This window comes from Halopseudomonas pelagia CL-AP6 (assembly GCF_000410875.1).
In the GTDB taxonomy this organism is placed as follows: Bacteria; Pseudomonadota; Gammaproteobacteria; order Pseudomonadales; family Pseudomonadaceae; genus Halopseudomonas; species Halopseudomonas pelagia.
In genome coordinates this window covers 124,177-144,187 of record NZ_AROI01000026.1, presented here as the reverse complement: position 1 = coordinate 144,187, position 20,011 = coordinate 124,177, and the positions used below count along the sequence as shown (strand labels likewise).

General features: G+C 56.6%; 19 protein-coding genes. 12 read left to right on the top strand and 7 right to left on the bottom strand.

Annotation, left to right across the window (positions count from 1 at the left end):
- Positions 1 to 3 precede the first annotated feature (3 nt).
- Complete coding sequence (locus tag K787_RS0118085; protein ID WP_022964229.1) at positions 4 to 576, bottom strand: Smr/MutS family protein; 573 nt, start codon at positions 574 to 576, stop codon at positions 4 to 6.
- 121 nt (positions 577 to 697) lie between these two features.
- Here K787_RS0118085 and prmB point away from each other — a divergent pair, with 121 nt between their 5' ends.
- Positions 698 to 1,612 carry a 50S ribosomal protein L3 N(5)-glutamine methyltransferase gene (gene prmB, locus K787_RS0118080; RefSeq protein ID WP_022964228.1) on the top strand — a complete coding sequence of 305 codons (915 nt, stop codon included), beginning with the start codon at positions 698 to 700 and terminating at the stop codon, positions 1,610 to 1,612.
- A gap of 8 nt (positions 1,613 to 1,620) precedes the next feature.
- On the opposite strand, the gene K787_RS0118075 is transcribed toward prmB, so the two are convergent.
- A complete protein-coding gene (locus tag K787_RS0118075) occupies positions 1,621 to 2,406 on the bottom strand; it encodes a hypothetical protein (RefSeq protein WP_022964227.1) in 786 nt (261 codons plus the stop codon).
- A gap of 81 nt (positions 2,407 to 2,487) precedes the next feature.
- Positions 2,488 to 3,261, bottom strand: a complete 774-nt coding sequence (locus tag K787_RS0118070) for a sulfite exporter TauE/SafE family protein (RefSeq protein WP_022964226.1) — start codon at positions 3,259 to 3,261, stop codon at positions 2,488 to 2,490.
- 112 nt (positions 3,262 to 3,373) lie between these two features.
- On the opposite strand from K787_RS0118070, the gene aroC reads away from it, so the two are divergent.
- The 5 genes from aroC to K787_RS0118045 all read left to right on the top strand — a co-directional run bounded on the left by aroC (position 3,374) and on the right by K787_RS0118045 (position 7,284).
- The gene (gene aroC, locus K787_RS0118065) at positions 3,374 to 4,465 is read left to right on the top strand and encodes a chorismate synthase (RefSeq protein ID WP_022964225.1); all 1,092 of its coding nucleotides are present in this window, start codon (positions 3,374 to 3,376) and stop codon (positions 4,463 to 4,465) included.
- A gap of 29 nt (positions 4,466 to 4,494) precedes the next feature.
- Entirely contained in the window at positions 4,495 to 5,667 is a 1,173-nt protein-coding gene (locus tag K787_RS0118060) for an MFS transporter (protein ID WP_022964224.1), read from the top strand.
- Between the two features lie 65 nt (positions 5,668 to 5,732).
- Positions 5,733 to 6,275 carry a cupin domain-containing protein gene (locus K787_RS0118055; RefSeq protein WP_022964223.1) on the top strand — a complete coding sequence of 181 codons (543 nt, stop codon included), beginning with the start codon at positions 5,733 to 5,735 and terminating at the stop codon, positions 6,273 to 6,275.
- A 55-nt stretch (positions 6,276 to 6,330) separates the two neighbouring features.
- Positions 6,331 to 6,522, top strand: coding sequence for a PLDc N-terminal domain-containing protein (locus K787_RS0118050; RefSeq protein WP_022964222.1), 192 nt, complete (start codon positions 6,331 to 6,333; stop codon positions 6,520 to 6,522).
- On the top strand, positions 6,523 to 7,284 hold the full coding sequence (locus K787_RS0118045) for an SDR family oxidoreductase (RefSeq protein WP_022964221.1): 762 nt from the start codon (positions 6,523 to 6,525) through the stop codon (positions 7,282 to 7,284).
- Between the two features lie 158 nt (positions 7,285 to 7,442).
- Here K787_RS0118045 and K787_RS0118040 read toward each other — a convergent pair whose 3' ends face one another.
- Positions 7,443 to 8,216 (bottom strand): ferredoxin--NADP reductase, encoded by a 774-nt coding sequence (locus tag K787_RS0118040; RefSeq protein ID WP_022964220.1) that lies wholly within the window; start codon positions 8,214 to 8,216, stop codon positions 7,443 to 7,445.
- Between the two features lie 109 nt (positions 8,217 to 8,325).
- Between K787_RS0118040 and K787_RS0118035 the strand changes: the two genes are divergently transcribed.
- A complete protein-coding gene (locus K787_RS0118035) occupies positions 8,326 to 9,207 on the top strand; it encodes a LysR substrate-binding domain-containing protein (protein WP_022964219.1) in 882 nt (293 codons plus the stop codon).
- Positions 9,208 to 9,324: 117 nt separating this feature from the next.
- Here K787_RS0118035 and K787_RS0118030 read toward each other — a convergent pair whose 3' ends face one another.
- The 3 genes from K787_RS0118030 to K787_RS0118020 all read right to left on the bottom strand — a co-directional run bounded on the left by K787_RS0118030 (position 9,325) and on the right by K787_RS0118020 (position 14,349).
- The gene (locus tag K787_RS0118030) at positions 9,325 to 9,861 is read right to left on the bottom strand and encodes a glycine zipper 2TM domain-containing protein (RefSeq protein ID WP_022964218.1); all 537 of its coding nucleotides are present in this window, start codon (positions 9,859 to 9,861) and stop codon (positions 9,325 to 9,327) included.
- Between the two features lie 254 nt (positions 9,862 to 10,115).
- Entirely contained in the window at positions 10,116 to 13,373 is a 3,258-nt protein-coding gene (locus tag K787_RS23630; RefSeq protein WP_022964217.1) for an EAL domain-containing protein, read from the bottom strand.
- Positions 13,374 to 13,476: 103 nt separating this feature from the next.
- Positions 13,477 to 14,349, bottom strand: coding sequence for a LysR family transcriptional regulator (locus tag K787_RS0118020; protein ID WP_028615074.1), 873 nt, complete (start codon positions 14,347 to 14,349; stop codon positions 13,477 to 13,479).
- 157 nt (positions 14,350 to 14,506) lie between these two features.
- On the opposite strand from K787_RS0118020, the gene leuC reads away from it, so the two are divergent.
- From leuC to K787_RS0117995, 5 genes are all read left to right on the top strand, one after another.
- A complete protein-coding gene (leuC, locus tag K787_RS0118015) occupies positions 14,507 to 15,940 on the top strand; it encodes a 3-isopropylmalate dehydratase large subunit (RefSeq protein WP_022964215.1) in 1,434 nt (477 codons plus the stop codon).
- Complete coding sequence (gene leuD, locus K787_RS0118010; RefSeq protein WP_022964214.1) at positions 15,937 to 16,590, top strand: 3-isopropylmalate dehydratase small subunit; 654 nt, start codon at positions 15,937 to 15,939, stop codon at positions 16,588 to 16,590. Before leuC ends, leuD begins: the two co-directional genes overlap by 4 nt.
- A gap of 37 nt (positions 16,591 to 16,627) precedes the next feature.
- Positions 16,628 to 17,710, top strand: coding sequence for a 3-isopropylmalate dehydrogenase (gene leuB, locus K787_RS0118005; protein ID WP_022964213.1), 1,083 nt, complete (start codon positions 16,628 to 16,630; stop codon positions 17,708 to 17,710).
- A 76-nt stretch (positions 17,711 to 17,786) separates the two neighbouring features.
- Positions 17,787 to 18,899: an aspartate-semialdehyde dehydrogenase gene (gene asd, locus K787_RS0118000; RefSeq protein WP_022964212.1), complete on the top strand. Its 1,113-nt coding sequence runs from the start codon at positions 17,787 to 17,789 to the stop codon at positions 18,897 to 18,899.
- A 77-nt stretch (positions 18,900 to 18,976) separates the two neighbouring features.
- The gene (locus K787_RS0117995; protein ID WP_022964211.1) at positions 18,977 to 19,996 is read left to right on the top strand and encodes an aspartate-semialdehyde dehydrogenase; all 1,020 of its coding nucleotides are present in this window, start codon (positions 18,977 to 18,979) and stop codon (positions 19,994 to 19,996) included.
- Positions 19,997 to 20,011 lie beyond the last annotated feature (15 nt).

Genomic DNA, 20,011 nt, shown 5'->3' with positions numbered 1-20,011 from the left:
TAACTAGTCGTCCCGCCCCTCCATCATCACCCGTTTGAGCAGTATATAAACCGAGCCTGTCCCGCCGTGGCGGGGTAGGCAAGAGGTGAAGCCCAGCACCTGGCTGTGTTGGCGTAACCAGGTATTCACGTGGCTTTTTATGATCGGGCTACGGCCATCTTTGCGTTGCGCTTTTCCGTGCGTAACGCGCACGCAGCGCACCTCCATCTTGTTGGCTTCGGCGAGAAAGGCCCAGAGTAGTTCACGGGCCTTTTCCACTGTCATGCCGTGCAGGTCAATTGAGCCCTCAAAGGGAATCTGGCCGGCCTTCAACTTGCGTAACTGGCTCTCTTGTACGCCATTGGCCGCCCAGCTCAGTTCTTCTTCGGGTAGCACGTCAATCACGAACTGATCCGACAGGCCATCCACCCGGGTGCTTCCGGTTGGCTGCACGGCGCGCTGGCGCTGGGTTTTGATATGCGCGCGGTCAGTACGTGGCTTGCCGGTGTCGGCCTGATCGACTTTGATACGCCTGGCGCCTTGGGTAGCCTGGCGGAAAAGCGCCTGATCGTCCGGTTCGCTGGGGTCTTGGCTCATGGGAAGCGTTCTACGTGATAAAAAGGCAAGTGTATCAGTAGTTTCCCGGCTCATGCAGGGTAGAATGGCGGCCTGTCTACAACCACGTATTGACCTGCGCGATCCCCAAGGAGGTACTGCTATGCACGAACTCACCGCGCTGAATACCATCCGCGACCTGGTGCGCTGGGGTGTCAGCCGCTTTCACGAGCAGGGGTTGTTTTTTGGGCATGGGGCGGATAACGCCTGGGATGAGTCGCGCTTGCTGGTGCTGCACGCGCTGTATCTGGCCTGGGAAACGCCTGAGCAGTATATGGCCTGCCAGATCACGGCCAGCGAACGTGAGCTGGCCGTGGCGTTGCTGTTGCGGCGCATTGAGCAACGGATCCCCGCGGCTTACCTGACCGGGCATGCACGCTTTGCCGGGCTGGATTTTATGGTTGACGAACGGGTTCTGGTACCGCGCTCACCGATCGCGGAATTGATTGGCTCGCGTTTTGCGCCCTGGTTGGAAATTGAGCCCAAGCGGATTCTGGATCTATGTACGGGGAGCGGTTGTATTGGTATTGCCTGCGCCTACGCATTTCCAGAGGCCGAGGTGCTGTTGGCTGACCTCTCAGCTGATGCGCTGGCGGTCGCCGAGGTGAATATTGAAACACATCAGTTGCAGGAGCGCGTCGAGGCGCGCTGGTCAGATGGCTTTGAGGGCATGCCCGGAGAGCGTTTTGACCTGATTGTCAGCAATCCGCCGTATGTCGATGCCGAGGACATGGCTGACTTGCCGGACGAATACCTGCATGAGCCGGAAATGGGCCTGGCCGCAGGGCAGGATGGTCTGGATCTGGTGCGCAGGATGCTGGCTCAGGCCGCCGATCATCTGACCGAGCAAGGTGTGTTGGTCATCGAGGTTGGCAACAGCATGGTGCATGTGATGGCGCAGTGGCCAGAGGTGGACTTTCAGTGGGTTACCTTCAGTCAGGGTGGGCACGGCGTGTTTGTTCTCAGCGCCCAGCAATGCCGGGATTACCAAGCGCTGTTCGCTGCGCCTCGGAGCTGAGGCGCAGGCTAGCTCAATACCACCCAGAGCAGCATTAGCGCCTGGAAAATGGCGAACACAATCAGGCAACCGATCGCAAAGCGTTGGCTCAGGTCGTTATTCTTGAAGTCATCGATCACCCGTTGCAACTGCGATAGCTGGGCCTGTTGCTTGCGATTGGACTGCTCTTGTTCACGCAACTGATTAAGGATGTCGCTGATCTGAATGGCGGCGACTTTTTCGGTATTCCAACTGCTGATAAGGCTGCTTACCCTATTTGCCTGTGCGCGCCCGGCGGTTTGCTCCTCATTGGAGTAGCTGAGGTCAAAGCCTGCGCGTCGCAGAAGCTTTTCTCTGATTAGCCGACTCTCCTCGCTACTGACCTCTTCGGTGTGCAAAATCAGCGGGGTGATGGAATAGTCGCCACAGCTGCGCTGACACCACTCGATCAGTTGTGCCAGTAGGTAACCGCCCAGGCCACGCTGCGCCGGTAGCATGCGTACATTTTCCAGTGGGCCAAAACGCACCCTGCGGTTTTTGTGATCCACCAGCACTTCCAGTACGTTGTCCGTATCGGCTTTGGTTTCTCCATCGCAAACCACTTTGAGGCGGAATAGCTCCAAGTGCGCGGCGCGCTCCTGGATAACCGTAACCCTGGCCAATCGCTCGGCCTGGGCAAGCTGTCGGCCTTTGTAAATTGGTTTGAGCTGGATCCAGTAGACATCAGTAGGCCGGGCCCGAGCAAAGGGGTCGCGGGGCGGACTGACCGGCTTTTGCTCGATCGTGTCCTGCTCAGAGGTGCTGACTTGATTCATGGGCATTCCGAACAACGGTTAGCGGTCAGTGTGTGCTGTATTTATCGGCCGTTAGCCGGCAATCTGCAACCAAATTATTGTTCATACCCACCCGCTACTGGCCGCTTGCCAGATCAAACGCAGGGCCAGTAGGGTTAACAGTAGATTGAAAATCATGCCAAAACGTTGGTCACTGAGTCGGTGGAGCATGCGTAGCCCCGCCCAGGTGCCCAGCACGCCAGCGGCAATCATGATCAGGATCAGCCCCAACCACTCGCTGAAAACAAAGCCGGCAGCGCCATAAACAAGGGCCTTGGGCGCATGCTGCAGGCTCATTGCGGCAGCAAAGGTGGCTACGGTAGAGAGCCTTTCACCCGCCTGTTGCTGTTTGATAAAGGCCGCGACCAGCGGCCCGGTGGCACCGACAAACAGGCTTATAAAGCTGGTTAGGGCGGCAGCGAGTAGAGTGCCGACCCGGCCGGTCGCCACCTTCGGAATAGCCGGGCCCCAGCACAGCAGCAGAATAAATCCAGCAATACAGATCTGCACCAAGGGTAGCGGTAGATCGATCAGCACCAGGCTGGCTAACCAGGCACCGATAATCACCCCGGGCAGAAACCATAGAATCACTCGAAGGTTGATGTACTTGAGGGTCATCAGTGCGCGATTGGCGTTGGAGCCTAATTGCACCATGCCGTGTACCGGGATAATCGCTGCTGGCGGCATGACCAGAGCCATAATAGCCAGTAGCAATACGCCGCCGCCAATCCCCATGGCCGCAGTGAGTGCCGAGGTCGCCATCGCGGACGCAATCAACATAATGATCAGCAGGCCAGACATGTCGGTGGGCAGTATCACATCCAGGGCGGCCTGCATATCAGCTTCCATTTCGAGAAAAACATAGCCTAACGGGAGCCTGGCAGGCTGTCACCTGTCAGGGTGGGGCGGTATACTGAGCGGCCTTGTCACCCGACGTCAGGTTGCGCGTATGTCCGGAAACACCCTTGGCACTCTTTTTACCGTTACCACCGCTGGCGAAAGCCATGGCCCGGCGCTGGTGGCTATTGTCGACGGATGCCCTCCCGGGTTGGCGCTCGACGCAAGCGATTTGCAGCGTGACCTTGATCGCCGCAAGCCGGGCACCAGCCGGCATACGACTCAGCGGCAAGAGCCCGACGAAGTGGAAATTCTCACCGGCGTGTTCGAGGGCAAGACGACCGGCTGCCCGATTGGTTTGCTGATTCGTAATACCGATCAGAAGTCCAAGGATTACTCGGCAATCAAGGATGTATTCCGTCCCGCGCATGCGGATTACACCTATCAGCATAAATACGGCGTGCGCGATTATCGCGGCGGCGGACGTTCCTCTGCGCGGGAAACCGCCATGCGCGTGGCCGCCGGTGCCATCGCCCGCAAGTACTTGGAAGGGCAAGGTATCGTGATCCGCGGTTTCATGAGCCAGTTGGGCCCTATCGAGATTCCGTTCAAAAGCTGGGATGCCGTGGCGGAGAATGTTTTTTTTAGTGCCGACCCTGACAAGGTGCCAGAGCTGGAAGCCTATATGGACCAGTTGCGTCGCGACCAGAATTCGGTTGGGGCAAAGATCACCGTGGTCGCCGAAGGCGTCCCTCCGGGCCTGGGTGAACCGGTGTTTGATCGGTTGGATGCTGAGCTAGCCTATGCACTGATGAGTATCAATGCGGTCAAGGGCGTGGAGATTGGTGCAGGTTTTGCGTCGGTAGCGCAACTGGGTACGGAGCACCGTGACGAACTCACCCCCGAGGGTTTCACCAGCAATAATGCCGGTGGGGTGCTGGGTGGTATTTCTTCCGGGCAGCCGATCGTCGCACACCTGGCGCTCAAACCGACCTCAAGCATCACCACGCCGGGGCGCTCTATCGATGTTGACGGTAACCCGGTGGAGGTGATCACTAAAGGCCGGCATGACCCCTGTGTGGGGATTCGAGCGACGCCGATCGCCGAAGCGATGATGGCCATGGTGTTGATGGACCATCTGCTGCGCCAACGTGCGCAGAATGCAGACGTCCGCGTTACGACACCGATACTCGGCCAGTTGTGACCCGCCATGTTGCCTAGCATGGGGCGCTGATGCTGCCTTATTGGCGCTTATCTGGGTTCTACTTCGCCTACTTTGCATTGCTCGGCGGAGTAGCACCCTTTCTCGCATTGTATTTCAGTCATCTGGGCTACAGCGCTGCGCGAATCGGCGAGCTGGTGGCCATTCCCATGCTGATGCGGTGCCTGGCCCCCAATTTATGGGGTTGGTTGGGGGATGTCACCGGGCAGCGCCTGGCGATTGTAAGGCTGGGGGCGCTGTTCACCGCTTTGGCATTCACGGGTATTTTCTATCGCCAGGACTACCTCTGGCTGGCGATGATCATGGCCCTGCACAGCTTTTTCTGGCATGCGGTGTTGCCGCAATTTGAAGCCATTACGCTGAGCCATCTTGGCGCGCAGTCGTCGCGTTACAGCATGATCCGTTTGTGGGGTTCGGTCGGCTTTATTGCTACCGTCATCGGTCTGGGCCTGGTATTGCAGGTCTTCAGTCTGGACGTATACCCGCTGGTCATGCTCGGTATCATGCTCGGCATTTTCTTCTGCAGTTTGACAGTGCCGGCCGCGCCGGCAACCAAACCCCAAGGCCAGGTGCTGAACGCAGACGGCTTCCTGCGCTTGCTGCGCCAACCTGGGGTGTTGGCGTTCTTCCTGTGCGCGGGGCTGATGCAGTTTTCCCACGGACCTTACTACACCTTCCTGACCTTGCATCTTGAGGCGCTGGGTTATAGCCGTGGGCTGATTGGCTTGCTATGGGCGCTCGGCGTAGTCGCGGAGATTTTGCTGTTTCTGGTTATGGCCAAGGTGTTGGCGCGCTTCACGCTCAAGCAGTTGTTAGTGAGTAGTCTGCTCCTCGCGGCGGTGCGCTGGATGATGTTGGGCGCGTTAGCCGATTTTCTCAGTGCGCTGCTGATTGCCCAGTCATTGCACGCCGCAACCTTTGGTTGTTTTCATGTGGCGGCGATTCATTTTATTCAGCGTAGCTTTAACGAGCGGCTGCAAGGCCAGGGCCAGGCCTTGTATGCGACGCTTTCAGGTATGGGCGGGGCGCTGGGTGCACTCTACGCAGGCTATAGCTGGAACAGCCTGGGCGCCTTCTGGACCTTTGCTGTCGGCGGATTGGCTGCGCTGATCGCAGCGTTTGTGCTGTTTCGTTGCTTGCCCCCCGCGCAAGCGGATGCCACCCGGAGTCAGACTTTCAGCTGACTGTCAGGGGCAGGGTAGGGGCTTTATACTGTTCCCACATTCGATTTCTACAGGTGACGTCCAGGATGAACATCCTCGCTGTTTACGACCACGACCAGCTCCAGTTACCCAACAAGGTGCTGACTCACCGCGAGGACATTGACCCGCTGTTGGCAGAGTTCGGCGTTCGCCTTGAACGTTTGGAGCAATTGCCCAGTGTCAGAGACGCGGGCGACGATCAGGACATTATTGCAGCGATCCTGCCTCGTCTGGGCAATAGCGGTTTTGACTGCGCGCTGGAGTGCCTTGCTGTGCAGCGGATTGTGGCGCTACCTGGCTATGCAGACGAACCGCAGAAGGTCGAAGCTGAACAGCACTTCCAACAGGCCACGGCAAAGTTGCTCGTCAGCGGCGCGGGCGTTATGTGTTTGCATCAAGGGGATCGGCTACTGGTTTTGCGCTGTCAACGCGGTGATCTGCTCCGCCTGCCGGAGCGTCTCGGCCATTGGTTTGTCGCCAGTGCTGGACAGCCTTGCCTGATTATCCGCGCGGCTGCGACTGAGGAAGGGCTGGCGGCAGAACAGACCGGGGATAATATTGCTGCTCGTTATCAGGTGCTTGAATTGTAAAACCCTGTTCGCATCGTTGAGCTATAGTGGAGGCTCACTTTGAAAGGAGTTTTATATGAATGTGAGCGTCGGTAACGGCTTTCTTGGGTTGGTTATTCTGATTCTGGATATCTGGGCGATTATCAATATCGTGCAGAGTAATGCCAGTAATGGCGCCAAGGTGCTTTGGGTGGTGTTGGTACTGCTGCTGCCAGTGGTCGGTCTTATTATCTGGTTCTTTGCCGGGCCGCGCGGTAGAAAAGCCTGAATGGAGTCTGAACGCTTTCCGGTGGCTCTGGTTACCGGTGCTGCCAGAGGCATAGGTAAGGGTATTGCCGCCAGTCTGCTGCGTGCAGGCTGGTCGGTGGTGCTTACCGATGTGGATGAGCCAGCGGGTCAAGCTGCGGCAGAGGAGCTTGCCCGGTTGGGAACGGTTGAGTTCATTGCCATGGACGTCGCCGATGAGGCGAGTGTGATGGCCTGCATCGAGCGTATCGAGGAGGATTTCGGTCAGCTTGATGGTCTGGTCAACAATGCGGGTATCGCCGATCCGGATAGTGGGCCGATTGAGCAGCTTAGCCTCGACGCCTGGAATCGCAGATTGGGGACCAATTTGACTGGCGCCTTTCTGGTTGCCAAGCATTCTATTCCCATGCTCCGGGAAACCGGTGGCGCGATCGTCAATATTGCCTCTACGCGAGCGGTGCAATCAGAAGCACATACCGAAGCCTATGCCGCTAGCAAAGGCGGGTTGGTGGCATTGACTCATGCGCTGGCGGTAAGTCTTGGGCCGACCATTCGGGTAAATGCAGTCAGCCCTGGCTGGATAGACACACGTGAGAACGCACAACAACAGAGCGATCCGTTGCGGGCTGTCGATCACCAGCAGCACGCGGTAGGTCGGGTCGGCCAGCCTCGTGACATTGGCGCTCTGGTGGTGTTTTTGCTCGGGGCTTCTGCTGGATTTGTGACGGGGCAAAATTTTGTTGCAGACGGCGGCATGACGCGTCAAATGATCTACGTAGAGTAGGGTTCTAATGTACTGCAGGTCAGCGTCATGAGTCTAACTCGTAATTTTCTCGCCGCTCTGGCGCTAGCGCGGCTCCTGTCTAACCCGCCGTGCCGGCTCCGGAAGCTTAAGCCGGCACGGACTCCGTGATGCAGTGGCTCAGCGCTGGAAGCTGCAGTTCACTTTTCAACAAAGGCCCGTTCGATAACGTAGTGGCCCTGGTCGCCATGGCGAGCTTCCGTAAAACCGCGCTCATCCAGAATGGTACAAAAATCCTTGAGCATGCTGGGGCTGCCACACAGCATGAAACGGTCTTGTTCGAGATCAAATGCGGGTAGACCGATGTCATCGAACAGCTTGCCGCTGGTCATCAGGTCAGTTAGACGCCCCTGGTTGCGGAAAGGCTCCCGGGTCACGGTGGGGTAATAAATCAGTTTTTCTCTGATGTCTTCACCAAAATACTCGTGATTGGGCAGCTCGTCGGTGATCAGATCCTGATAGGCCAACTCGCGCACGTGCCGGCAGCCGTGGGTGAGAATGACTTTGTCGTATTGCTCATAGGTTTCAGGGTCCTGAATGATGCTGATAAAGGGCGCCAATCCGGTGCCGGTGCTGAGCAAATAAAGGTTACGGCCAGGCAACAGATGATCCAGCACCAGCGTGCCGGTTGGTTTGCGGCTGATGATAATTTGGTCACCTTGCGTAATATTCTGCAAGCGTGAAGTCAAGGGGCCGTCCGGGACCTTGATGCTGAAAAACTCCAAGGTGTCTTCGTAGTTGGGGCTGGCGATGCTATAGGCGCGCATCAGTGGCCGACCTTCAACCTCCAGGCCGATCATGATGAAATGTCCGTTTTTGAAGCGGAACGCCGGATCACGTGTGGTACGAAAACTGAACAGGTTATCCGTCCAGTGATGAACGCTGAGCACTGTCTCGGAATTGAAACCTGCCATTGAAATACCCCTATTACCATTGATTGCCTTTAGTTGCGCTTAGTCTACGCCTTAGCTAACCTATCGGTTAAATTAATTGTATAGCTATATATAACCGGAAAAACCGATAATGAAATACAGCTTCAGGCAGCTTGAGGTGTTTCTGGCGACAGCTTTCCATGAGAATCTGACCCGCGCAGCCGAGAGCTTGGCCATGTCTCAGTCGGCAGCCAGCAGTGCACTCAGAGATCTTGAACGGCAATTTTCAGTGCAATTGTTTGATCGGGTGGGCAAGCGCCTGCAGCTCAATGAGCTGGGCCAAAGTGTCAGGCCGCGTGTCGAAGCGTTGCTGGAACAAGCTCGCAGTCTGGAGCAGGCGCTGGCGCGGCATGAGGAGCCTGGGCACTTGAAGGTAGGCGCGACCTTGAGTATTGGTAATTATTTGGCGGTGGAGATTATGGCTCAGTATATGCTCGATCAGCCGGGGGCCAAGGTTCAGCTGGAAGTGGCGAACACCGCAACTATCGTGCAAAAGCTGCTTAATTTTGAGTTGGATATAGGGCTGATTGAGGGTGAGACTCAGCACCCCGATCTGGAGATGCTGCCGTGGAGGGATGATGAGCTAGTGGTTTTCTGCGCACCCGACCACCCTTGGGCGGGGAAGCCCTGGCTGAGTGATGAGGATTTGCTGGCGGCGCAATGGATTATTCGCGAGCCTGGATCAGGCACGCGTCAACACTTCGAATGGGCCATGCACGGCTTGTTACCGCAATTACAGATCAAGCTTGAGCTGCAGCATACTGAAGCCATCAAACGCGCCGTTGAGGCGGGTTTGGGGGTAGGTTGTCTGTCGGCGATCACCTTGGTGGAAGCGTTTCGCCGGGGTAGCCTGGTGCCGTTATCGGTCCCACAAAGGGATTTTCACCGCGGGTTTTATTTCGCGCTGCATCGCAGCAAATTCCGCACTGCGGGATTAAAAACCTGGCTAGATCTCTGCCGTGCCTCAGCCTGAAGCGGAGGGGCTAGTAATACGGGGTAGTAAGGAGAAGGGAATACCTGTAAGTCAGATATAAAAAAGCCTGGCGGGAGAGCATGTATGCATCCCTGCCAGGCTGATATCGGCGTTAGATTACTGCTTGGAGAGGACCAGTTGGCCTTCTTGCAGAGGAATCTGATTGCCTGGGTTATGGTCCATGCGAACGCTGCCCGCTTCATCACCAATGGTGTAGTCGACCTGATAGCCCACTACTTTGTCGCTGCTATCGTAAACCGTTTCGCAACGGGTTTCGGTAGTAGAGTAGGTGTTATTGGCCTGCATTCTTTCCTGGGTCTTGTTGCCAGCATAGCCACCGGCCGCAGCGCCAGCAACGGTGGCGATCTTCTTGCCGCTACCGCCGCCTACCTGGTTGCCGAGCAGGCCACCAACCACCGCGCCTGCTACTGAACCGAGCACCTGGTGTTGATCCTGAACAGGCTTCTGCCGATTGACTACTACATCCTGGCATACCTGCCGGGGAGTTTTCTCGGTTTTCGTGATTTCTTCCACGTTAACCACTTTGGCATGCGTAGGCTCTTTGTCTGAGAGCGCGGTATAGCCAGCAATGGCACCGCCGGCGGTGGCGACTACAGCACCGAGAATGATGCCCGACAGCATTGACTTGTTCATGATGAAACTCCAGTGCGTTGAAATAGGTGCATTTTTTAGTACGCACTTTTATGACCCAATACAATGACATAGGTTCAGTATTAAGTATGTAACTATTGTGACGCAGGCCGCATTTTGACGTACGGGCTAGGCTCGGTGTGGGAACACACTAAAGGCGCCGGGTGGACAGGGTCGCCGGTAGGGCTCTTAAATGAGGTGACGGCATTCTGTGGTAGTCGAAATTTTGGCGTTCAAGATCGGGCCAGTACATTTACTTAAACCACTGGTAGCCTGTGAGCGCCGCGTCTGAGGATGCTGACAAAATCTTCCTCGGACACCGGTGGGCTGTACAGATAACCCTGAAAAGCGTGGCAGGACTGGGTCTGCAGAAAGTCCAGTTGCTCCTGGGTTTCTACGCCCTCTGCAATCAGCTCGAGCCTCAGGTTGCGCGCCATCGCAATGATCGCACGCACAATTTCTGCGTCATTGGCGTCGCGGGTACAGTCGCGAATAAAGGATTGGTCGATTTTCAGCAGATCGAGTGGCAGGCGTTTGAGATAACTTAGCGAAGAATAGCCAGTACCAAAGTCATCCAGAGCAAACCTGACGCCCGTATCGCGTAACTCCTGCATCTTGGCGACGGTGTCGTTGATGTTCTGGATAATGATGTTCTCGGTTATTTCCAGCTTCAAGCAGCGCGCCGGTACGCCACGGCTATCGATCGCATGGCGGACCTGCTCGACAAAATCGGGTTGGCGGAATTGCCGGGGGCTGATATTCACGCTCAGGCTGAACTCGTCAGAATTGACATGGCCCTGTCGCAACAGCTCAGCAATGAACTGACAAGCCCGCCCGAGCACCCAGGTGCCGACTTCGAGGATCATGCCGCTCTCTTCAAGCACGTGGATGAATCCCGTGGGGCTGGTAAGCCCTTTGCTTGGGTGCATCCAGCGAATGAGGGCTTCGGCGCCAACGATGCGTTGTTCAAGGGCGTCAAACTGAGGTTGGTAAAAGAGTACGAACTCACATTTGCTGACTGCGACGCGTAACTCGGTTTCGACTGATAGCCTCTCACTGGCAGCGATTTGCATGGCCTGCTCGAAGAAGGCGATGCCGTTTCGCCCATTTTCCTTAACCTTGTAGAGGGCTATGTCGGCGCGCTTTAGCAGGTCGTCCGGGTTGCTGCCGTGCTCCGGCAATAGGGCAATACCAATGCTACAGCTAATATGCAGGCTGTGTCCTTCGATGAGCATGGGTGAAGACAGCTCGGTGAGCAGCTTCTGAGCACTATGCAGTGCTTGTGGGCGCAATGTGTCGGGTGCTTGATCCAGCCCGCATAGCAGTACTACAAATTCATCGCCTCCGAGTCTGGCCACCGTGTCCACCTTGCGCACCTGGGCCAATAAGCGGCGAGTGACTTCCCGCAACACGGCGTCACCGCAGGAGTGGCCGAGTGAATCGTTGATATGTTTGAAATGGTCGAGGTCAAAGAACAACAGCGCGCTGGTCTCGCCGTGGCGTTCGCAGGCGGCCAGGTTCTGCTCTAGGCGGTCAGTCAGTAGCAGCCGATTAGGCAAGTCGGTGAGCGCATCGTGATAGGCCAGATGCTTGACTCGAGCCTCGATAAGCTTCTGCTCAGTGATGTCTCGGGCGGTTAACAGCATGCAATCAACATTCTCGATGACCACCGGTTCGATCGAAACCGACACCAGCAGCTCCTGGCCAAACTTGCCGTTGATGCGCATTTCCTTTTGCCGCACACGGCCATACCGCTCCAATTCATCGATCAGTACTGTGCGTTCAGAGTAGTCGGCCCAGATATTCATTTCTCTAGCGGTTTTGCCAATCGCCTCAGCGGCGCAGAAGCCGGTTAGCCTGGTAAAGCCCTCATTGATTTCCAGGTGTCTGCCACTGGCTTTCTCGCTGATACTGATGGAATCAGGGCTCGCCTTGAAGGCGCGCGCAAATTTGTCTTCGGAGGCGCGCAGGGCCGCTTCAGCCTGCTTGCGGGCGGTAATATCCTTGAACGTCGACAACATACATAGTTGCCGATTGATGGTAATAAAGCGGCTGGATACCTCGCAGGTCAGAGGTAGGCCCTCGCGCGTGAGGAAATCGATCTCTATGCTTTCCAGACCATTATCGCGCTCAATCGCCGCTACAATCGCGGCGCGGTCCTGGGGGTTGCGCCAAAAACCCACCTCCAGCGCAGTCTTGCCAATAATATCCTGCAAGCTGTAACCGAAAATCCGACTGAAGCTCTGGTTAATCTCGATGACCAACTGAGTTGAAGCGTTAACCAGGATATAGGGATCGGGTGAGCCTTGAAACAGGGCGGAAAACTTGGCCTCGCTGCGCATCAGTGCCTGTTCGCTGCGGCGCTGTTCGGTAATGTCTTTCAGCGTGCCGACCATACGCTGAAAGCTGCCATCGGTATTTCTATGCAGCGTAGCGGTCACCTCCAGCCAGCGCAGTCCGCCGTTGTTTGGCTGCAGGCTGTACGCCAAGCGGTAATAAGACTGCTGCCCGCGACAAATGGCGATAAAGCTGCGACGCAGCTGCCGGCGATGCTTGGCCGGGATATCTGTCATAAATTCGATCAGCGGCCCATTCCACTCCACCGGCTGCCGTCCATGCAGGGCTGCGGCGCGTGCGGAGCAATGCAGCATCCCGCTGGATGGGCTCCAATCCCAGATGCCCATCTGCGCGGCTTCGAGCGCCATGTTGAGACGTTCCTGGCTTTCCCGCAGGGCAGTGTCGCGCAGCTTTTGTTCGGTAATGTCATGCGCGGTCATGACCAGGCAATTATTGCCAGCGACCATTACCGGCTCAGCATACAGACGGATATCCCGACTAGCGCCGTCGCTGCGGCGAATACTGAGTTCATGGTCACGAACACGGCCGGTTTGGCTCAACTTGCTATGCAGTAGCGCCATGGACGCCCTGTCGATGATGCCGAGTTCGGGCAAGGTATGTCCGATGGCATCTTGGGCAGCAAGGCCACTGAGTATTTGAAAGGCGTTATTGGCTTCCACCAGCAATTCGGTCTGCAAATCCATGACCAGTACTGCATCGTGGCTGGCGTTGAACGCTTTGTGGTATTTCTCCTGCGATACCTTCAGCTCCCGTTCTGTGTGGATGCGTGCGGTTATATCATGGGCCATCGAGAGCCGACATTCGACGCCGTGCACCACGATGCTTTCCATTGAAATAAGACAGGTTTTCAATTCGCCGCTTCGGCAGCGCAGGACGCCTTCGAATTTGACCAGGCGGCCTTTTATAGTAAACAGATTGAGTAACTGCTGGCGTTGTTTTTTACTTGCCCAAAGCGGGAACTCTGAAGACAGTTGGTTAATGATGTTGTCCGGTCGCCAGCCAAATAGGTCTTCAAAAGCCGGATTGACATCAATCACACGACTTGTGGCCGCCTCGGCAAGCATGCTGGCGATGGGCATGCGGTGGAATAGAAGTCTGAAAGCTTCGTCTGTATCCGATCCGCTGGTGTGAAGATCTGCCCCTGGTAACTGCCGCATGAGACCCTTCCTGGATCGAGTTCATTAACAAAGTAGAGTCCGTAGAACCTATATTGCAATTGTATTAAAAATAGACCCAGAAGGGCTTGGCAACAAGGCGTGATTACATTTGCTTGCGATCCAGTTGGCTGACCAACGCCCGGGCGGCATTAGATAGGGTTCTGCCGCTGTGCCATATCACCCCGAGCTGGCGCTGCAGATTGACGCCTGGCACGGTCAGGGCGGTGACCTGCTGATCAAGCATGGTGCGGGGCAGCACGCTCCACGCTAATCCGATTGAGACCATCATCTTGATCGTTTCCAGATAATTGGTGCTCATGCTTATCTGTGGCGTCACCCCGCGCTGCTGGAATAGCTGGCTTACGACATTGTGAGTAAATGTATTGGCTCCCGGAAATACCGCAGGGTAAACCGCCAGTTGCGCCAGACTGACCTGTGGCAGAGCGGCCAGTGGATGCTCTGGGGCAACCACAAAATCCAGAGGGTCGTCCCAAATGGCGCGCGCTACTATGGGCGGCTCCACAGCGGGTGCGAGCGTAATAACGGCGAGCTCTATTTCGCCATGCAGGACCTTGGCGTAGGCGACTTCAGAATCAAGGAAGTCGATATCCAAGGCCACGTCCGGATAATTCACCGTGTAACTACGCAAGACCGGAGGTAGCCGATGCAGTCCGATATGATGACTGGTAGCCATGCTTAGTCGGCCCTGTACACGGCTGGATAAATTGCTCAGCGCTCGCTGGGTATCACTCAGGGCATTGATGATTTGTTCGGCACGGGGTTTCAATGCCCGACCGGCTTCGGTTAGCGTCACATGGCGGCCAATGCGGTCAAATAATCGCGCGCCCAGCTGCTGCTCGAGTGTTGCGATCCGCTTGCTGATCGCAGGTTGGGTCAAATGCAATTGGTCGCCGGCGCGAGAAAAGGACGCGTGTTCAGCAACAGCGAGGAACGCCGAAAGATTGGCAGTATCGATGATCCGTATTCCGAAAGGTTATTCAATCCATGAATAATATGAATTTGTGTTATCGATTGCCAGCTTTTAAGCTTGCTGGGTGAATTGACATAACAGCACCGCAGAACGGACGCTTATTGTTTTGCGTGGCAGCATTAGCCTGATTCAGGAGTACAGCATGTCCGCCAAAACCCTTTACGACAAGCTTTGGGACAACCATCTGGTCAAGCAGCGCGACGATGGTTCCGCATTACTTTATATAGACCGCCACCTGTTGCATGAAGTGACCTCGCCGCAGGCCTTTGAAGGGCTGCGGCTGGCCGGTCGCAAGCCTTGGCGCATCGACGCCAATCTGGCGACGCCGGATCACAACGTGCCGACCACCAACCGTGCAGCTGGGGTATCCGGCATCAGCGACCTGGTGTCCAAGCTGCAAGTGACTACCCTGGACGACAATTGCACGGATTTCGGCATTCTCGAATTCAAGATGACCGACCGCCGTCAGGGCATTGTGCATGTGGTCGGGCCGGAGCAGGGTGCTACCCTGCCTGGCATGACCGTGGTCTGTGGTGATTCACACACGGCGACGCACGGGGCCTTCGCTGCGCTGGCGCATGGTATTGGCACCTCTGAGGTCGAGCATGTGCTGGCTACCCAGTGTCTGGTGGCCAAGAAAATGAAGAACATGTTGGTCAAGGTCGAAGGTGAGCTGGGCTTTGGCGTCACTGCCAAGGACGTGGTGCTCGCCGTCATTGGCCAGATCGGCACCGCCGGCGGTAATGGTCATGCCATCGAGTTCGCCGGCTCGGCGATCCGTGATCTGTCGATGGAAGGGCGCATGACCATCTGCAACATGGCCATTGAAGCGGGTGCGCGCGTCGGCATGGTTGCATGCGATGCTAAAACTATCGCCTATGTTGAAGGCCGGCCCTATGCACCCAAGGGCGCAGACTGGGATATGGCCGTGGCTGCCTGGAAAGAGCTGGTATCCGACGAGGGTGCGGTATTCGATACCGTTGTTGAGCTGGATGCGGCTAGCATCAAGCCACAGGTGTCCTGGGGAACCTCTCCGGAAATGGTCGTCGCCGTGGACGCGCTGGTGCCAGACCCGATCCAGGAGTCAGATGCGGTCAAGCGCGATGGCTACGAGCGCGCCCTCAAGTATATGGGGCTGGAGGCCAATCAACCGATCACCTCGATCAAGCTGGATAGGGTATTTATCGGTTCCTGTACCAATTCGCGAATTGAAGATCTGCGCGCCGCCGCTGTCGTGGCCAAAGGTAGGCAGGTATCGTCAAGCATCAAGCAGGCCATGGTCGTGCCGGGCTCCGGTCTGGTAAAAGAGCAGGCAGAGCTGGAAGGGCTGGACCAGATTTTCAAGGCCGCCGGTTTCGAGTGGCGCGATCCCGGCTGCTCCATGTGCCTGGCGATGAACCCGGACCGTCTTGAGTCCGGTGAACATTGTGCCTCCACATCCAACCGGAACTTTGAGGGGCGCCAGGGTAACGGCGGGCGTACTCATCTGGTCAGCCCGGCCATGGCTGCGGCGGCGGCGATCGCCGGTCATTTCGTTGATGTTCGTGACATGCTTAACCAGGAGGTCAGCGCATGAAGCCTTTTACTCAGCATACCGGCTTGGTCGCGCCGCTGGACCGTGCCAATGTGGATACCGATCAGATCATTCCCAAGCAGTTTCTCAAATCGATCCGCCGCAGTGGTTTTGGCAAGAACCTGTTCGATGAATGGCGTTATCTGGATGAGGGTTTGCCGGATCAGGATGCGTCGCATCGCCCGCTGAACCCGGATTTTGTGCTTAATCAGCTGCGCTACCAAGGCGCCAGTGTGCTGCTGGCGCGTAAGAATTTTGGCTGCGGCTCCAGCCGTGAGCATGCACCCTGGGCGTTGGAAGAGTATGGCTTTAGAGCTATTCTGGCTCCCAGCTACGCCGATATTTTCTATAATAATAGCTTTAAAAATGGCCTGTTACCCATTGTTTTAAATGAAAAAGATATTGAAGATCTGTTCGTGCAGGCGGAGCAGAATCCGGGTTATCAACTGACCGTCGATCTGCAGGCGCAGACCGTCACTCGGCCCGACGGCGAGCAGTACAGCTTCGAGGTCGATGCCTTCCGCAAGCATTGCTTGCTCAACGGTCTGGACGATATCGGTTTGACGCTGGAAGACGCGGAGGCAATTCGCGCTTTTGAAGTCGGCCACAAGCGAGACAACCCCTGGTTGTTTGGCGCCATCAAGGGCGTCTGATACAGCCGGCAACGGTTCTGATTGGAAGGAAAAGACAATGAGTATGAAGATTCTGATTCTGCCTGGCGACGGTATCGGCCCCGAAATCATGGCCGAAGCGGTCAAGGTGCTGGAGCTGGCTAACGACAAGTACAGTCTAGGCGCGGAGCTAAGCTACGACGATCTGGGCGGTGCAGCCTATGATCGCTACGGCAGTCCGCTAGCGGATGAAACCTTGGCGCGTGCGCGCCAGGCTGATGCCATTCTGCTCGGCGCGGTGGGCGGCCCCAAATGGGATAGCATCGATCCTGCACTGCGCCCGGAGCGCGGCCTGCTGAAGATTCGCTCGCAACTGGGGCTGTTTGGTAATCTGCGTCCGGCGATTCTCTATCCGCAATTGGCTGAGGCCTCCACGCTGAAGCCAGACGTGGTGTCTGGGCTCGACATTCTTATTGTTCGTGAGCTGACCGGCGGCATTTACTTTGGTCAGCCGCGCGAGCGCAAGGTGCTGGAGTCAGGTGAGCGCTTTGCCTTTGATACGCTGCCTTACAGCGAATCTGAAGTGCGGCGCATCGCTAAGGTTGGTTTTGACTCGGCGCGCCTGCGCGGCAAGAAGCTCTGTTCGGTGGACAAGGCCAACGTGCTGGCTTCCAGCCAGCTATGGCGTGAAGTGGTCGAGGAGGTAGGCAAAGACTATCCGGATGTCGAGCTCTCGCACATGTACGTTGATAACGCGGCGATGCAACTGGTTAGGGCGCCCAAGCAATTTGATGTAATCGTCACCGATAACCTGTTTGGCGATATTCTCTCCGATCAGGCGTCCATGCTGACTGGCTCGATCGGCATGTTGCCGTCGGCGTCGCTGGATGCCAACAATAAGGGCATGTACGAGCCTTGCCACGGCAGCGCGCCGGATATCGCCGGCAAAGGCATCGCCAACCCGTTGGCGACCATCCTGTCGGTAGCCATGATGCTGCGCTACAGCTTTAACCAGGTAGCGGCGGCGGATGCGATTGAGCAGGCGGTCAGCCTGGTGCTTGATGAGAAGCTGCGCACTGGCGACATCATGTCAGAGGGTTGTCAGTTGGTGGGAACGGCGCAGATGGGTGACGCCGTGGCCGCAGCCCTTAAAAACCTGTAAACTGTACGGCTTTGCGTTGCGCCCGGCATGTCCGGGCGTAATTGTCTTTGAATTTACCCCACGGGGGGTTGTAGTTATGAAACAAGTAGGTCTGGTTGGCTGGCGTGGCATGGTTGGTTCGGTGCTGATGCAGCGCATGCGCGAAGAAAACGATTTTGCCGGCATCGAGCCGGTGTTCTTCACCACCTCGAATGTAGGCGGAGCAGGTCCGGATATCGGCAAAGATACTCCGCCGCTGAAAGATGCCTTTGATATCGAGTCGCTGAAGCCGCTGGACGTGATTATTACCTGCCAGGGTGGTGATTACACTCAGGCGGTCTACCCGAAGCTGCGTGCTGAAGGCTGGAATGGCTACTGGATTGATGCGGCTTCTACGCTGCGCATGGAAGACGAAGCAGTGATCATCCTCGATCCGGTGAACCGCAAAAGTATTGATCAGGCGCTGCGTGACGGGGTTAAGACCTACGTCGGCGGCAACTGTACGGTTAGCCTTATGCTGATGGGGCTCGGCGGACTGTTTGAGCAGGGTCTTGTGGAGTGGATGAGCGCCATGACCTACCAGGCCGCCAGTGGCGCGGGTGCGCAGAATATGCGCGAGCTGATCAATCAGATGGGCACTATCAACGCCTCGGTAGCGGACAAGTTGGCCGATCCGGCCAGCGCTATTTTGGAAATTGACCGCCAGGTAGCCGCAACCTTGCGCAACGAGTCATTCCCGGCCGAGCACTTCGGTGTGCCACTGGCAGGCAGTCTGATCCCCTGGATCGACAAGCAGTTGCCCAACGGGCAGAGCCGTGAAGAGTGGAAGGCCCAGGCGGAGACCAACAAGATCATTGGTCGCAGTGGCCGGCCGATCCCGGTCGATGGTATTTGCGTGCGCATAGGCGCCATGCGTTGCCACAGCCAGGCGCTGACCATCAAGCTGAACAAGGATGTGCCGCTGGCGGATATCGAGTCCATGCTCGCCGAGCACAATCCCTGGTCCAAGGTGGTGCCCAATACCAAGGAAGATACGCTGCGCGATCTGACGCCGACTGCCGTCACTGGCACCTTATCCGTACCAGTCGGGCGCCTGCGCAAGCTGAACATGGGCTCGCAGTACCTGTCGGCATTTACTGTTGGTGATCAGCTTCTATGGGGCGCGGCTGAACCGCTGCGCCGCATGTTGCGGATTCTGCAGGAGAGCTGATCCGCTGGCCGGTGTTTTTTCAGGGGCACCCAGGCATTCGCTTGGGTGCCCTTTGTTTTTTCAGTTGAGGAATACGTATGAGCAAGACCTGTGATGTGGCGATAGTCGGTGTGACCGGCATGATCGGTGACGTGCTGATCAATGTGCTGGAAGATCACGAATTCCCTATCGAAAGGCTTTATCTAGTCGATGAAGAGACTTCGGCCGGCGGCCGGCTGATGTACAAAGGTCAGAGTTTGCGTGTGGAACCACTGGAACGCTTCGATTTCAGCAGCGTGCGCGTCGCGCTGTTCTTTTGCGCCGAGTCGGTAACGGCGATCTGGGCGCCGCGGGCGGTCGAGGCGGGCTGCAGCGTTATTGATGGTAGCGGGCATTTTCGCGCGGATACCTCAGTGCCGCTCATGGTAGCGGGCGCCAACCCTGAGGTCCTGGAAGGGCGTACCTGGCCAGGCATCGTCGCCTGTCCGGATAGTCAGGTTGTGCAGGCTGTGCTGGCTCTGCGTGCCGTAGCGGGTTCCGGATTGAAAGCGCTATCTATTGCCACTTACCAATCCATGTCGACTCGGGATCTGGACGCTGTCGAAGGCCTGGCATTGCAGACGGGTCGTCTGCTCAACGGGCAGCCGCCTGAGGCCGGTGCTCTGGAAAAACAGGCCGCTTTCAATCTGATACCTCGCACTGGGGATGTGGACGAGCAGGGTTATACGCGTGATGAAATTCGTCTGACAGAAGATCTGCGGCGTATTTTTGAAGCGCCGGATATGCCTATTAGCGTTACATGCATTCTGGTGCCGGTATTTTATGGCAATGCGGCAGTAGTTCATGCTAAAACGGCTGAATTGGTTGACGTCAAACGACTGGCGGGGCTGATTCGCAAGGCGCCCGGTGTGAAGCTGCTGGATAAGGCTGCGCCTGGCGGTTATCCGACACCGGTTTCGGAGGCTACTGGCAGTGACTCGGTATGGATAGGTCGGTTGCGTCAGGATTTAACCGATCCTGACGGACTAAATATGTGGATTGTGTCTGATAATCTGCGAAAAGGTGTAGTACTTAACGGTCTTCAAACCCTCGACCTGTTGATAAAAGACTATTTGTAATCAATACTTGCTGTG